Source organism: Micromonospora sp. M61, from assembly GCF_018070245.1.
Classification (GTDB): Bacteria; Actinomycetota; Actinomycetes; order Mycobacteriales; family Micromonosporaceae; genus Micromonospora; species Micromonospora zamorensis.
The window spans coordinates 1-14,837 of record NZ_JAGPYA010000097.1 but is presented as its reverse complement, the minus strand read 5'-3'; the positions used below and the strand labels follow the sequence as shown (position 1 = coordinate 14,837).

The 14,837-nt window shown below is 72.6% G+C and carries 11 protein-coding genes; 7 read left to right on the top strand and 4 right to left on the bottom strand.

Annotation, left to right across the window (positions count from 1 at the left end):
• Nucleotides 1-52: 52 nt before the first annotated feature.
• The 3 genes from KBX34_RS31595 (at nt 53) to lipB (ending at nt 3,907) form a co-directional block, all read left to right on the top strand.
• Nucleotides 53-1,885: a DUF2079 domain-containing protein gene (locus KBX34_RS31595; RefSeq protein ID WP_210928706.1), complete on the top strand. Its 1,833-nt coding sequence runs from the start codon at nt 53-55 to the stop codon at nt 1,883-1,885.
• A gap of 57 nt (nt 1,886-1,942) precedes the next feature.
• Nucleotides 1,943-3,184: a hypothetical protein gene (locus KBX34_RS31590; RefSeq protein ID WP_210928705.1), complete on the top strand. Its 1,242-nt coding sequence runs from the start codon at nt 1,943-1,945 to the stop codon at nt 3,182-3,184.
• An 81-nt stretch (nt 3,185-3,265) separates the two neighbouring features.
• Nucleotides 3,266-3,907, top strand: coding sequence for a lipoyl(octanoyl) transferase LipB (gene lipB / locus KBX34_RS31585; protein WP_088949487.1), 642 nt, complete (start codon nt 3,266-3,268; stop codon nt 3,905-3,907).
• A 21-nt stretch (nt 3,908-3,928) separates the two neighbouring features.
• Here lipB and aspS read toward each other — a convergent pair whose 3' ends face one another.
• Nucleotides 3,929-5,215 (bottom strand): aspartate--tRNA(Asn) ligase, encoded by a 1,287-nt coding sequence (gene aspS, locus KBX34_RS31580; protein WP_210928703.1) that lies wholly within the window; start codon nt 5,213-5,215, stop codon nt 3,929-3,931.
• 453 nt (nt 5,216-5,668) lie between these two features.
• Here aspS and lipA point away from each other — a divergent pair, with 453 nt between their 5' ends.
• A complete protein-coding gene (gene lipA / locus KBX34_RS31575) occupies nt 5,669-6,664 on the top strand; it encodes a lipoyl synthase (RefSeq protein WP_099856184.1) in 996 nt (331 codons plus the stop codon).
• Between the two features lie 53 nt (nt 6,665-6,717).
• Nucleotides 6,718-8,520, top strand: coding sequence for a hypothetical protein (locus tag KBX34_RS31570; RefSeq protein WP_210928701.1), 1,803 nt, complete (start codon nt 6,718-6,720; stop codon nt 8,518-8,520).
• Nucleotides 8,521-8,559: 39 nt separating this feature from the next.
• Here the strand turns inward: KBX34_RS31570 and KBX34_RS31565 are convergent, their stop codons facing one another.
• Nucleotides 8,560-11,457, bottom strand: a complete 2,898-nt coding sequence (locus KBX34_RS31565) for an AAA family ATPase (RefSeq protein ID WP_307871542.1) — start codon at nt 11,455-11,457, stop codon at nt 8,560-8,562.
• 125 nt (nt 11,458-11,582) lie between these two features.
• Nucleotides 11,583-11,753: a hypothetical protein gene (locus KBX34_RS31560; protein ID WP_172862077.1), complete on the bottom strand. Its 171-nt coding sequence runs from the start codon at nt 11,751-11,753 to the stop codon at nt 11,583-11,585.
• Between the two features lie 207 nt (nt 11,754-11,960).
• Here KBX34_RS31560 and KBX34_RS31555 point away from each other — a divergent pair, with 207 nt between their 5' ends.
• On the top strand, nt 11,961-12,647 hold the full coding sequence (locus tag KBX34_RS31555; RefSeq protein WP_088949492.1) for a DUF4191 domain-containing protein: 687 nt from the start codon (nt 11,961-11,963) through the stop codon (nt 12,645-12,647).
• Nucleotides 12,648-12,716: 69 nt separating this feature from the next.
• Here the strand turns inward: KBX34_RS31555 and KBX34_RS31550 are convergent, their stop codons facing one another.
• Nucleotides 12,717-13,115 (bottom strand): RDD family protein, encoded by a 399-nt coding sequence (locus KBX34_RS31550; protein WP_307871541.1) that lies wholly within the window; start codon nt 13,113-13,115, stop codon nt 12,717-12,719.
• A gap of 263 nt (nt 13,116-13,378) precedes the next feature.
• Here KBX34_RS31550 and glnA point away from each other — a divergent pair, with 263 nt between their 5' ends.
• The gene (gene glnA / locus KBX34_RS31545) at nt 13,379-14,803 is read left to right on the top strand and encodes a type I glutamate--ammonia ligase (RefSeq protein WP_088949494.1); all 1,425 of its coding nucleotides are present in this window, start codon (nt 13,379-13,381) and stop codon (nt 14,801-14,803) included.
• Nucleotides 14,804-14,837: the final 34 nt, after the last annotated feature.

Here is a 14,837-nt window from a genome sequence, read left to right as displayed (position 1 = left end):
GTCCTTGCAGGTCTGACCGGCCCGTCCAGGTCCGGTTGGTAACGTCCGCTGCGTGCCGTCCTCCCCGTCGCTGGCCACCGGGCCCGCACCAGCGTCACCGCCGCGCGTCGTCCGGGACCGCCGGGCCGACCTGATCGTCGTGCTGCTGGCGCTCGCGCTCGCCGTGTGGGTGACCAGTGGGCTGTGGCGGGACCCGAACACCCGGACCATCACCGTCAACTCCAGCGACCAGGCGCTCTTCGAGTGGCTGCTGGCCTTCGGCGGGCACGCGGTCACGCACGGGGACAACCCGCTCTTCACGTACCTGATCAACGTCCCGGACGGCGTGAACCTCGCGGTCAACACCTCGATCACGGTGTACGCGGTGGTCTTCGCCCCCCTCACGTACCTGATCGGGCCACCGGCGACGTTCCTGGTGATCCTCACCCTGAACCTGCTCGCCACCGCGCTGGTCTGGTACTGGTTGCTCTCCCGGCACCTGGTCCGCAGCCAGCTGGCCGCCGGGATCGGCGCCCTGTTCATCGCCTACTCCCCCGGCATGGTCTCGCACGCCAACGCGCACCTGAACTGGACCGCCGGCTGGCTGGTGCCGTTGCTGATCTGGCGGCTGTTCGCGCTGCGCCGAGCCGGGCACTGGCTCCGCGACGGGGTGATCCTCGGCGTGCTGGTCGCGGTGGCCTTCTCGATCGCCGCCGAGGGGCTGTTCTTCACGGCGCTGGCGCTCGGGGTGTTCGTGGCCGTGTGGGCGCTGCACCCGGCCAACCGGGCCGAGGCGCGCGCCGCGCTGCCCAATTTCCTGCGAGGGCTCGGGGTGACCGCCGTGGTCGCCGGCGTGCTCCTGTCGTACCCGCTGTGGCTGCACTTCGCCGGGCCGCAACGGTTCCACGGCACCGGCTTCGACCCGGTGATCCACTCCGAGGACATCGCGGCGTTCGCCGCCTTCCCACGCCGCTCGCTGGCCGGTGAGGCAGGGCTGGGCACCTCGCTGGCACCGAACCCGACCGAGGAGAACTCGTTCTTCGGCATCCCGCTGCTGGTGCTCACCGTGGTCTGCTTCGTCGCGCTCTGGCGGCGGGCCGACCCGAGCCGCCGGGCCACCCTCTGGGCACTGGGCGTCCTCGCGCTGATCTTCTCGGTGCTCTCCTTCGGCCCGATCGCCAAGGTCGACGGCCGACGCACCGACCTTCCCATGCCGTTCGACCTGCTCGGACAACTGCCGGTGGTGAACGCCGCGCTGCCCGCCCGGCTGGCGCTGGTGGTCGCGCCGGTGATCGGCTTACTGCTGGCGTACGCCGTCGACCAGTTGCGCGCCGCGCCACCCCGGTACCGCCCCACGGAGCTGGCCTGGGTGCTCGGGTTCGCGGCGGCCCTGGTGCCGCTGCTGCCCACCCCGCTGCTGACCGACGAGCGGGAACCAATCCCGCGGTTCATCACCTCCGGCACGTGGCGCCAGTACGTCTCACCGGACGGCGTGCTCACGCCGGTGCCGCTGACCGTGGACATCTACCCCGACGGCCAGCGCTGGCAGGCGTACGCGTTGTCGCACCGGCAGGGCGAGTTCGAGATCCCGGGCGGGTTCTTCCTCGGCCCGGGCGGTCCGGACGGGCGCGGCCGGATCGGCCCGGTGCCGCGCACCCTGAGCGCGTTGATGGACCAGGCCGGCCGTACCGGGCTGGTGCCGATCGTGACCGACGGGACCATCCGGGAGGTCCAGTCGGACCTGCGGCACTGGCGGATCGAGACGGTGGTGCTCGCCGACCAGGTGCACGGCGCGAAGTTCGAGGTCGACGAGGAGGCGCTGCTGCGTACCGGCACCGCCCTGTTCGGCGAGCCGCAACGGGTCGACGACGTCTGGCTCTGGCGCATCCCGCCCGCCGACCGGTAGACCATGACACGGCCAGCCGGGGCATCAGGACCGGCCGCCATCGCGTCTAATGGGCCGATGGGATTGACCGGCGGGCGACTGCGGCGTGCTGCCGTGGTCGCGCTCGTGCTGGGGCTCGTCGCGCTCAACACACCAGCCGCAACGGCCGCCGGGAGCGCGGCCGGGGTGGTGCCGACCCGGGTGCACGATCCCTGGCTGTGGCAGGCCACCGTGGGGCAACGCCCGGCCGGTCCGGCCGCGCTGCTGTTCTTCACCGACCGCACCCGCTATTTCGAGTCGACAGGTGTGCTGGTCGACCGGGACGGCGCGTACCGGCTGATCCCGATCCGGATCGGCGAGGGGCACGGAGTGCTCTCCCCGGATGGACGGCACTACCTGCGGCCGGACTCCGGCGAGCTGCTGGACCTCACCACCGGACGGCAGCGCCGCACGATGAGCACCGGCGTCTACCCGATGGCCTGGTCTTCGGACGGGCAGCAGGTGCTGGGCACCCGCAGCAACGATGACAGTGTGATCAGTTACGGACCGGACAACCAGCAGCTCAACGATCCGGAGAAGCCCGACGACTTGCTCGTCGTCGACCCGTTCCGGGGCACCGAGCGGACGCTCGACGTGGGCACTTTCGCCGCGCACGCCGCAGCGGCCTGGTCACGCGGTGGCGACCTGGTGGCGGTCACCGGCTCGCCGGACGTGCCAGCCCAGCTCGCCGAGCGCCAGCGACTGGTGGTCGTGGACCCGGCCGGCGGCGGCACTCGTTGGCAGGTCGACCTCGGCGACCGGCGGATACTGGCCGGCCCCGCCGCCTGGCATCCCGACGGCCGGCGGCTCGCGCTGCTCGCCTTCGACGGCTGCGCCGGGTCCAGGTGCACGTCCGAGCAGGCGGCGGCGCGCACCTGGCGGATCGAGTTCCTGGACACTGCCACCGGCCAAACCGTCGGCCAGGCCCTGCCGGCCGGCACCTCGGTCAGCGGGATCATCGGCTGGCGCGGAGACGACCCGATCCTGCGGTATGTCAGCGAAACGGAGGCGGACACAGACCGGCAAGCCCTTCTCGCCGCGCTGTCGCCCGACGGCGGTCGCGAGGTGCTGGTGACCACGCCGGTCGGGTCGACCGACCTGATGGTGCCGGGCGACCTGCTGACCCGGGCCGCGTTCGGTGGGCCAGAGCCCCGGCCGTCACCGTTCGCCGCCCTGCTCTGGGTCTACCTGACGCTGGGCGTCCCACTGCTGCTCGCCGTCGCCCTCCTCACCCGCCGTCTGCGGCGCCGCCGCTCGGCCGCCCCGACACCCAGCGCCTGAGCCCGGCCGAGTCGCGGCAGGGGTGCCCGGTGAGACGGCTCACCAGGGAAGATCGCTCGTTGCGGGACTAGGCTGGACGCCGTGACGACGACGACCCCCGGCCTGACGGCCGTCCGCGGCGGCCTGCTCGACTATCAGGCCGCCTGGGACGAGCAGCGACGCCTGCACGAGTCGGTGGTGGCTGGCGAGCGCGGCGACACCGTGCTGCTGCTGGAGCACCCGAGCGTCTACACCGCGGGCAAGCGCACCGAGCCGTGGGACCGGCCCATGGACGGCACTCCGGTCGTCGACGTGGACCGTGGCGGCAAGATCACCTGGCATGGCCCGGGGCAGCTCGTCGGCTACCCGATCCTGCGCCTGCCCGACCCGGTGGACGTGGTCGCCTACGTGCGGCGGACCGAAGAGCTGCTCATCGACGTGTGCGCCGAGTTCGGGCTGACCGCCGGTCGGGTCGAGGGGCGCAGCGGGGTCTGGGTGCCCGAGGACGACCGCGGGCCGGCCCGCAAGGTGGCGGCCATCGGCATCCGGGTGGCCCGGGGCGTCACCCTGCACGGCTTCTCGATCAACTGCGACTGCGACCTGACGTACTTCGACCGGATCGTGCCGTGCGGCATCCGCGACGCCGGCGTCACCTCGCTCACCGCCGAGCTGGGCCGCCCGATCAGCGTCGCCGACGTGCTGCCGGTGGTCGAGCGCCGACTGTCCACCCTGACCGAGGTCTGAGCGGACAGCCGGCGCACGGCCCTACGGGGTCAGCCGGTGCAGGTCACGCGGGAACGCGGTGACCTCCCGGATGTTTGCCGCGCCGACCAGCCGGGCCACGAACCGTTCCAGGCCGATGGCGAAGCCACCGTGCGGTGGCATGCCGTGCCGGAACGCGTCCAGATAGCCGGCGTACGGCTCGACCGGCTCACCCCGGGCCGCCAACGCCGCCAGGTAGTCGGCGTGCCGGTGCAGCCGCTGCCCGCCGGTGACCAGCTCCAGACCACGGAAGAGCAGGTCAAAACCGTTCGAGTACGCGGGCCGCTCCGGGTCGGGGTGGGTGTAGAACGGTCGCTTCGCCATCGGGTAGCCGGTGACGAAGAGGAAGTCGGAGCCGTGTTCGCGGCGGGCCCACTCGCCCAGCGCCCGTTCGTGGGCCGGCGCGAGGTCCGGCTCGTCGGCGGGCGCGCCGGCTATCGTCAGCGCCTCGGTGAAGTGCACCTCCGGGATCTCCGCGGGCACCTCCGGCGGCGTGACGCCGAGCGTCGCCAGGGCGCCACCGGCCCGCTCCCCCACCGTGCCCAGCATCCCGGCCACCGTGTCGCGCAGCACCCGCATCACGTCGTGGTGGTCGGCGACGAAGCCCAGCTCCGCGTCGAGCGACGTGTACTGCGCGAGGTGCCGGACGGTGTCGTGCGGCTCGGCCCGGAAGACCGGCCCCACCTCGTAGACCCGTTCGAAGACGCCGACCATCAACTGCTTGTAGAACTGCGGCGACTGGGCCAGGTACGCGGGCCCACCGAACCAGTCCAGCGCGAACACGTTCGCCCCGCTCTCGGTGGAGGAGCTGACCACCTTCGGGGTGTGGATCTCCACGAAGTCCCGGGTGTCCAGGGCGGCCCGGAAGCCGGCCACCGCCGCCGCCGAGATCCGCAGCGCCGCCGACCGGGTGGGGTGCCGCAGCGCGGTGGGCGCGTTGTCGAGCTGGGTGGGCAGGCTCGCGGTCAGCGCCGGCCGGTAAAGGTCGAACGGTGGCGGCACGGCGGGCGGCCCCAGTGGACGTACCGTCGGGTGGGTCAGCTCGACCCCGGCGGGCGCCGTCTCGTTCGCGGTGACCATCGCGGTGACCTCGACGACCGTCTCCTCGGGGAGTTTCTCCAGCTCGGCGCGGACGGTCGGGTCGGTGACGACCACCTGGGCGAGGCCGCTGGCGTCGCGCACGATCAGGAAGGCCACCGACTTGAGCAGGCGGCGGCGGTGCACCCAGCCGGCGATCCGCACTGTCGTGCCGATCCGGGTGGGCAGGTGGTGGGACAGGGTTCGTTGCATGGCGGGCTGCTCCTCGGTCGATCGCCACGCCTTCGCCGCCCTGGGGCGGCGAAGCGTCGCATCAGCCCCAGGGAGGTGTGGGCGAGCGGGAACCTCGCGGTGCCACCACACCTTCACCCCCGCCGAAGCGGGGGCCTCGTTCGTCGCCTGATGACCGGGGCCAGCCGGGCGGGCTCTACTGGGCACGGGTGACCCGCAACCGTTCTTCCCGCAGCTCGGGAGGGTCTTCGCACACCGGTGCCAGACCGCCTCTCAGCACCGGCGGCTCTCTGCACTGGCGGGTCGGCGCGCTACTCGGCTCCGTCGTCGCTGTTGGCGGTGACCGTAGCACCCGAATCCCTCTCGTGTGACGCACATTTTCGACACTCCGGTGTCCGGCGTCACAACGTTCGGGGCGTGACGCCGGTCGCCCGACGCACATAGACACCCGCCGTCCGGCGTAGGCTCGTTTTCGTGACGATCGAGCACTCCGCGCCGACGACCGGCCAGGCAGCGCGCACCGCAACGGCGGCCCCCGAGGGGCGGCGTCTGCTGCGGATCGAGGCGCGCAACGCCGAGACGCCGATCGAGCGCAAACCGCCATGGATCAAGGTCAAGGCCAAGATGGGTCCGGAGTACACCCAGCTGCGCGGGCTCGTCTCGCGCGAAGGGCTGCACACCGTCTGCCAGGAGGCCGGTTGCCCCAACATCTACGAGTGTTGGGAAGACCGGGAGGCCACCTTCCTCATCGGTGGCGACCAGTGCACCCGGCGCTGCGACTTCTGCCAGATCGACACCGGCAAGCCGGCCGAGTTCGACGCCGACGAGCCGCGTCGCGTCGCCGAGTCGGTGGTCTCGATGGGGCTGCGGTACGCCACCATCACCGGCGTCGCCCGTGACGACCTGCCCGACGGCGGCGCCTGGCTGTACGCCGAGACCGTCCGACAGATCCACGCCCTTCAGCCGGGTTGCGGCGTCGAGCTGCTGATCCCCGACTTCAACGCCGTTCCCGAGCAGCTCGCCGAGGTCTTCGGCTCCCGTCCCGAGGTGCTCGCCCACAACGTGGAGACCGTGCCGCGCATCTTCAAGCGCATCCGGCCGGCGTTCCGCTACGACCGCTCGCTGGACGTGATCCGCCAGGCCCGCGCCGACGGCCTGGTCACCAAGAGCAACCTCATCCTGGGCATGGGCGAGGAGCGGGCCGAGGTTTCGCAGGCGCTGCGCGACCTGCACGAGGCCGGCTGCGAGCTGATCACCATCACCCAGTACCTGCGGCCGACCCCCCGGCACCACCCGGTGACCCGCTGGGTCAAGCCGGAGGAGTTCGTGGAGCTGCGCGAGGAGGCCGAGGAGATCGGCTTCGCCGGCGTGATGAGCGGGCCGCTGGTGCGTTCGTCGTACCGGGCCGGCCGGCTCTACAAGCAGGCGCTCGACGCCCGCGCCGGGGTGGCCGTCACCACCGCCGGCTGACCCGCCGACAGCGCCGCACGGGCCGTGCGGCGTCCGAATGCCATGATCGTGCGATGACCGCCGGCGTACGCGAACAGCCGCGCGGCGCGGACTCCCCGCGCCCGCGGCCCGGTACGCGCTTGCGCCTGGTCGGCTGGCTAACCGCGGTGGCCGTGGTCGCCGGGGTGGGTTACCGGCTCTGGCTGCTGGTCAACGCGGCGCCGCCGACGAACAGCGACGAGGCCACCATGGGGTTGGCCGCGCTGCACATCGCCCGAGGCGAGGGTTTCCCGGTCTGGTTCTACGGCCAGCAGTACATGGGCACGCTGGAGGCGTACCTGGCCGCGCCGGTGTTCGCCCTGGCTGGCGGGCCGTCGCTGCTCGGCCTGCGGCTGCCCACCCTGGCGCTGTACCTGCTGTTCCTGCTGCTGTCCTGGCGGTTGACGCTGCGTCTGACCGGGGACCGGTGGTTCGGGCTCCTGGTGGTGGCGTTGCTGGCGCTCGGCTCGGACCGGATCGTCAAGAACCAGCTCATTGCTGGCGGTGGCTACCCCGAGATGAACGCCGCCGGGGTGGCGCTGGCCATCCTCGCCGTGGATCTGGCCGCCGGCCGACCGGGATGGCGGCTGGCGCGGTGGGCCGCGTGGGGGTTCCTGGCCGGCCTGATGCTCTGGGTCGACCCACTCGTGCTGCCGTACGTGGTGACGACCGGGGCGGTGCTCGTCGGGTTCTGCCGCCGGGAGCTGTGGGGTGCCGCCGGGGCGCTGCTCGGGGCGGCCGCCGTGCTGGGGGCGGCCCCGCTGCTGCTGCACAGCCTGCTGAACGGGCGGAACCCGCTGCACGCGGTGCTCGCCGCCAGCGGCGCGAACGCCACCGCCGGCTGGGCGGACCGGCTGCACGGCGGCCTGCTGCTCGGCCCGTCGCTGGGCATGGGCTTCTGCGCTCCGGGGCGGTGCGACACCTGGCAACTCTGGTGGGCGCTCGCCCTGCCGCTGCTGCTGGCCCTCGGTGCCGCCACCGCCTGGCGGGCACTACGCCGACCGCCCACCGAAGCCGGCCCCACCTCGCCAGCCGATGCCGCCTCGCCGGCGGACCTTGCGTCGCCAGCCGGCCCTGCCTCGCCAGCCGGCCCTGCCTCGCCAGCCGGCCCTGCCTCGCCAGCCGGCCCTGCCTCGCCAGCCGGTCCTGCCTCGCTGGTCGATCCCGCTGATGCTGGTGACCCGGTTCTCGTTGCACCCCGGGTGACGGCGGCGATCCGGCTGGCGCTCGTGCTGGCCGCCGTGGTCACCCTCGGGGCGTACACCGTGAGCAGTTCCGCCGGCCTCACCCCGGTGGAGAGTTCCCGCTACCTGTCCTGCCTGCTCATCTCCCTGCCGGCGCTGCTCTGGCCGGTGTGGACGGTGGCCCGGCGCGGCCCGCGCCCGTCGGCGACCGGCCGGCGCGACCTCGGGCGGACACTGGCCCGGCCGGTCGCCCTGGCGTTGCTCGCGGCCACGCTGGGCACCACCGCCCAGGCCACCTGGCGGTCAGCGCAGACCGCACCGGCCACCCGGGCAGCCGAGGCCCGGCACGCCGAGTTGGTCAGCACCTTGCGGCAGCTCGGCGTACGGCAGGTGCGCGCCGGCTACTGGACCTGCAACCGGCTCACCTTTGCCACCGCCGAGCAGGTGGTCTGCGCGGTCGTCGACGACGCGCTGCGACCCGGTTTCGACCGCTACCCCGCGTACCGGCGGGAGGTGGACAGGGCGGCGGCGCCAGCCTGGGTCGCACCGGCCGGCTCACCGCTGGCGAACGCGCTCGACGAGCGGCAGCGCGCCAACCCGGGCGCCCTCGACCTGGTCACGATCGACGGCTGGCGGATCTACCTGCCGCGGTGACCTCGCCGGGTGAACGTCAGTGCGACAACAGGGTGCGCGTCAGTGCGACGCCGCCGGCTCGGTGAGCAGGCCGAGGCGGTGCGCCAGGGCGGCGGCCTCCACCCGGTTGGTCACGTCCAGCTTCGCGATGATCCGGGAAACGTGCACGCTGGCCGTCTTCGGGGAGATGAACAGCTGCTCGGCGATCCGGCTGTTGCTGTGCCCCTCGGCGACCAGTCGCAGCACCTCCCGCTCCCGAGCGGTGAGCAGGTCGGCGCCGGCACCGCCCTGGCCCGTGGTGCGCAGGCCGACCCGCCGCGCCAGGGTGGCAGCCGCCTCGACCAGTGGAACCGCACCCAGCCGTCGGCCGATCTCGGCGGCCTCGGTGACCGCCGCCGCCGTCTCGTCGCGCTCCCCGGCGGCGGCAGCCGACTCGGCGAGCGCCAGCAACGCGCGACCCAACGGGTACGGCTGCCCGTCGACCCGCCACGCGTCGACCGCCTTCCGCCAGGCCGGCAGCGCCTGGTCGCCGACCGCGAGCAGGGCCGCGACCTGAGCGGCGTGTGCCCGCGCCGCCGGGTGCCGGACGGGCAGGTCGGCGGCGAGCGTCGCCACCGCGACCGACAGGTCCCGGTCGCCCACCCGGGCGGCGGTACGCGCGACGGCGCTGAGCACCGGCCAACCCTCGCGGGGCAGTTGCGGCAGGCTCTCGTCGACCGCCGCGACCCGCGCCGCCCGGACCGCCTCCACCTTGTCGTCAGCGGCCAACGCCGCCTCGATCGCCAACTCGTGCAGGGGCAGCCGGTGGCTCGGCCACAGGTAGGGCCGGCCGAGGAAGGTGAGCGCCCGGTCGACCACTTCGTCGGCGGCCGGGTGGGCGCGGGCCAGCCGTAGCCCGGCACTCAGTTGGAGCCAGTGCAGGCCGGTGACGCCGGACAGGTCGATCCGCGCGGCCTCCGCGCACACCGCCTCGGCCTCGTCCCAGCGACCCAGCGCGATCAACGCCTCGGCCCGGTTGGACAACAGGTACGCCCCGGTGGAGCGACTGATCCCCACCCGACGCGCCTCGACGACGCCGGCCTCGGCAGCCTGCGCGGACTCGGCGTAGCGGCCCAGCTCGCACAGCACGTCCGACTGGTACACCCGGGCGAGCACCAGCCCCGACGCGTCCCCAGACGCACGGACGACGGCCTCGGCCTGGCTCAGCTCGGCCAGCCCTCGCTCCAGGTCCCGCTCGCCGTGGCAGAGCAGGGCGATCCGCGCGTGCAGCAGGGCGACGTCCTCGCCGAACGCCTCGGCGTCAACGGCGGCCTCGGCGGCCACCCGGGCCGCCTGCTTGGGGTCGATCTTGACCAGGTGCGCGGCGATGTCGGCGAGCAGCCGGACCCGCTCCGCTCCCCGGGGGCCGCCAGCGGCCAGCCGGTACGCCTCATCCAGCTCCCGGCGACCGTCACTCTTGCCGAGCAGGGCCATCAGCCGACCCCGCTGGTTGAGCAGGCGGGCGGCGCGCAGCGGTGCGGCGTCGGCGTCCACCTCGGCCAGGCCGGCCCGGGTCAGCGTGATGGCCCGGCTGAAGTCGCCGGCCGTGACCGCCGCGGCCAGCGTCTGCTCCAGCAACGCCAGGTGGTCCATGCCGAGCAGGTCGGCGGCGTCGGGCACCAGCTCCCACAACTCCAGCGCCCGCTCCAGCAGTCGGCGCTGCTCGGCGTACGCGTACCGGTCGCCGGCGGCGACCGCTGCGGCCCGTGCCGCGACGAGGGCACGCGGGTGGTCGTGCGCGGCGTACCAGTGGTGGGCGATCTCCGCCGGGGCCCGGCCGGCGGCGACCAGGTGCGGCTGGGCCTCGATGGCGGCGGCGAAGCGGGCGTGCAGCCGGGCGTGTTCGCCGGGCAGCAACTCGTCGTGCACGGCCTCGCGGACCAGCGCGTGCCGGAACTCGTAGTCACCGTCGCGGTCGGCCACCACCAGCTGGGCGGCGACGGCGACGCGTAGCGCGTCCTCCAGCTCGGCCTCGGGCAGCCCGGCGACCTCGGCGAGCAGGTCGTGGGCGAAGCGGGTGCCGCCGGCAGCCGCGATGCGCAGCACGCGCTGGGTCGGCTCGGGGAGCCGGTCCACCCGGGCCAGCAGCAGGTCGCGCAGCGTCTCGGGGAGCGCCGCGCAGCCGAGCGGGGAGCCGGCGACGGCCAGCTCCTCGATGAAGAAGGGGTTACCCTGGGTGCGGCCGTGGACATCGTCGACGGCCCGGGCGGGTGGCTCGGCGCCGAGCAGGTCGGCGAGGATCGCGCCGGTGCCGTCGCGATCCAGTCGGCCCAACTCCACCCGCTCCACGCCGCGGGCGCGGTCCAGTTCGGCGAGGAACGGGCGCAGCGGGTGCCCGCGCTGCAACTCGTCGGTGCGGTAGGTGCAGACCAGCAGCAGGCGACCCGGCCGCGCCGCCCGGACCAGGAAGCCGATCAGGTCCCGGGTGGAGCGGTCGGCCCAGTGCAGGTCTTCGATGAGCAGCACCAGCGGGCGGGCGTCGGCGAGTCGTTGGAACAGCTCGGCGACCAGGTCGAACAGGTAACCGCGCGGGGCGTCACTGAGCGGGACGGGACGAGGGCCGGCCAGCGCCGCGGACGCCCGTCCCAGCTCCGGCAGAAGCGGGGCGAACTCCGCCTCGTAGCCGGCGAAGACCTCGGGGCCGTCGGCCCGCAGCACCGCGCGCAGCGCGGCGGCGAACGGAGCGAACGGCAGGCCCGCCTCGCCCAGCTCCAGGCACTGGCCGACCAGCACCCGCGCCCCGCCGCCGGTGGCCCAGGCACCGAACTCCTCCAGCAGCCGGGTCTTTCCCACGCCGGCCTCGCCACCGACCAGCACTGTGGTCGGCTCCCCCACCCGGGCGCGACCCAGGGCGTCGCGCAGCGCCGCGATCTCACGATGGCGGCCGACGAGGACGGAACTGGCGGCACGAACGGTCACAGGTTCGAGCATGCCATGACGGCTCCCGCCGACAGCCCCGCCGATCGGCCGGTGGCCGGGCGGCGGGGCGGCGTCGAGTCGGCCGGCCGGCACGGCGGGCGCCGTGGCCGCCGAGGCTGGCGCGGTCACCGGCGGGCGTCGCCGGTGCGGCTGGCGTGCCTGCGCCGACCCAGCCAATCGCGGCCGGCCGGACGCGGCAGCGACCGGGCGAGCCGTTCCGCGGCCGCCTCGGCGCGCAGCTCGGCGGTGTGCGTGCGGTGCAGGGAGAGCAGGAAGTCTGCGTCGTTGCCGAACATGTCGGGCTCCTTCGTGGCGTCGTCGTCTTCTGCTGACGACTCTTCGCGCGAAGGCCCCACCCGGGCATGGGCACACCGCCTCATCTTCCCGGCCGGCACCCTCCTTACCCGTCCGTTCTGCGGCGGTGAGGAGACGTAAGGTACTCAGCTGCCCCGGCACCCGGACGCGGATCAACGGGGCAGGCGGCGACCACTAGACTCTGCGGCATGGCAAAGCCCCAGGAGAAGGTCTCGTTCGGCCAGCGGCTGAAGCAGATCGGGATGGTGTTCAAGTTCACCGCCAAGCAGGACCGGTGGTTCGCGCCGTTGGTCGCCGCCGCGGTGCTCATCCCGCTCGCCCTCACCGTGGTCGCGGTCATCCTCTGGAGCTGGATCTGGCTGCCGATCGGCATCCTGTTCGTCCTGCTCGCGGTGCTGATCGTGCTCAACCTGCGGTCCAACAAGGCGATGATGAACGCCGCCGAGGGCCAGCCCGGCGCGGCGGCGCAGATCATGGAGAACATGCGCGGCGACTGGCGGGTGACCCCGGCGGTCAGCTCGACCACCCAGATGGACATGGTCCACCTGGTGATCGGCCGCCCGGGCGTGATCCTGCTGGCCGAGGGCAACCCGCAGCGGGTGCGCGGCCTGCTCGGGCAGGAGAAGCGGCGGCTGTCCAAGGTGATCGGCTCCGCTCCCCTGCACGACTACGTGATCGGGCAGGAGGAGGGCGAGCTGCCGATCCGCAAGCTGCGGACGACGCTGCTGCGCCTGCCCCGCGCGCTCTCCGGCAAGGACGTCAACTCGCTGGACAAGCGACTCAAGGCGCTCACCGCCCGGCCCCAGATGCCCAAGGGCGCGATCCCGAAGAACATGCGGCCGCCGGGCGCCTTCCGCCAGTCGCGGGGCCGCTGACCCCTCTGGCGTACGCCTGAAAAGAGCCGGACCCGTGTGGGTCCGGCTCTTTCTCGTTGTTCGGCGGGCTCAGCCGCGCGGCGCGTCGACGATGACCGAGTCGGCGAGCCTGTCGTGCAGGCCGCGACGGTGCCCATCCATGATCAGCGCGGGGACGACGAGGGCCAGCAACAGACCCCGGATCAGTCCTCGGAGCACCCCGATCCGACCGCCGTCGTGCCAGTTCACGCAGCGGATCTTCGTGACGTACATGCCCGGGGTCTGGGCGAACAGGCCGAGGAAGATGCCGTACATCAGGACCAGCACCAGCACCGGCGCCCAGCCGTCGCGTACCGGGTCGGCGAAGATGTTGGACACCAGCAGGCAGAGCACCCAGTCGATGATCAGCGCCCCGAAGCGGCGTCCGAGGGTCGGCGGGGTGAAGGTGGGGTCGGTGGCCGGCGCTGCCGGGACGTGCGGATTGGTCACAGCGATCAAGGGTATCCGCGTCGCGACGAGGGCTCGCCGGGTGCCGCCGCCACTGTGTGCCGATTCAGGCCAAAGGCATCAGATGTCACTACACTGGCACAGTCGGTACGACGTTCGCGACGGGCCGAAGGCGTGAACAGGGGCGCCGCTGACGCTCCGCGAGGGACGTAACACGGCAGAAACAACGGAGACACGGCCGGGCAACCCCCCGGCCATAGCGTCGCCAGAAGCCTAGCCACCCCGTGGACGTGCCAGGAGGATGTGTGTTCGCCAACCCCGAGGAACTGCTGCGATACCTCAAGAACGAGGACGTGAAGTTCGTCGACGTTCGTTTCTGTGACCTGCCCGGCGTGATGCAGCACTTCAACCTGCCGGTCGAGTCCGTCAACGACGATCTCTTCACCGACGGCCTCGCGTTCGACGGTTCGTCGATCCGCGGTTTCCAGGCGATCCACGAGTCGGACATGCTCCTGCTCCCGGATGTCGCCACCGCGTTCATCGACCCGTTCCGCGCGCAGAAGACTCTCGCGCTGAACTTCTTCATCCACGACCCGTTCACCCGCGAGGCCTACAGCCGCGACCCGCGCAACGTGGCGAAGAAGGCCGAGGCGTACCTGGCGGCGAGCGGCATCGCCGACACCGCCTACTTCGGCGCTGAGGCGGAGTTCTACATCTTCGACTCGATCCGCCACGAGACCTCGGCGCACCAGTCGTTCTACTACATCGACTCGATCGAGGGCGCCTGGAACACCGGCCGCGAAGAGCCGGGCGGCAACCGTGGTTACAAGACCGCCTACAAGGGCGGCTACTTCCCGGTGCCGCCGGTCGACCACTACGCCGACCTGCGCGACTCCATCGTGCGCCGCCTCGTCGACACCGGCTTCAACGTGGAGCGCTCGCACCACGAGGTGGGCACGGCCGGCCAGTCCGAGATCAACTACCGGTTCTCCACCCTGCTGCACGCCGGTGACCAGCTCCAGCTCTTCAAGTACATCGTGAAGAACGAGGCCTGGGCCAACGGCAAGACCGCGACGTTCATGCCCAAGCCGCTGTTCGGCGACAACGGCTCCGGCATGCACACCCACCAGAGCCTCTGGCTCAACGGTGAGCCGCTGTTCTACGACGAGACCGGCTACGCCGGCCTGTCCGACATGGCCCGCTGGTACATCGGTGGCCTGCTGCACCACGCGCCGTCGCTGCTGGCCTTCACCAACCCGACGATCAACTCGTACCGTCGTCTGGTGCCGGGCTTCGAGGCGCCGGTCAACCTGGTCTACTCGCAGCGCAACCGTTCCGCCTGCACCCGCATCCCGGTGACCGGCAGCAACCCGAAGGCCAAGCGCGTCGAGTTCCGCGTCCCGGACCCGTCGGCCAACGTCTACCTGGCCTTCTCGGCCATGATGATGGCCGGCCTCGACGGCATCAAGAGCAAGATCGAGCCGCCGACGCCGATCGACAAGGACCTCTACGACCTCCCGCCGGAGGAGTGGGGCGACGTCAAGCAGGTGCCGGGCTCGCTGTCGGCCGTGCTCGACTCGCTCGAGGCCGACCACGACTACCTGCTCGACGGCGGCGTCTTCACGCCCGACCTGATCTCGACCTGGGTCGACTGGAAGCGCGCCAACGAGGTCGACCCGGTGCGCCTGCGCCCGACCCCGCACGAGTTCGCCATGTACTACGACTGCTGAGCAGTCTGGGCACGACGACTGCTGAGCAGTCACC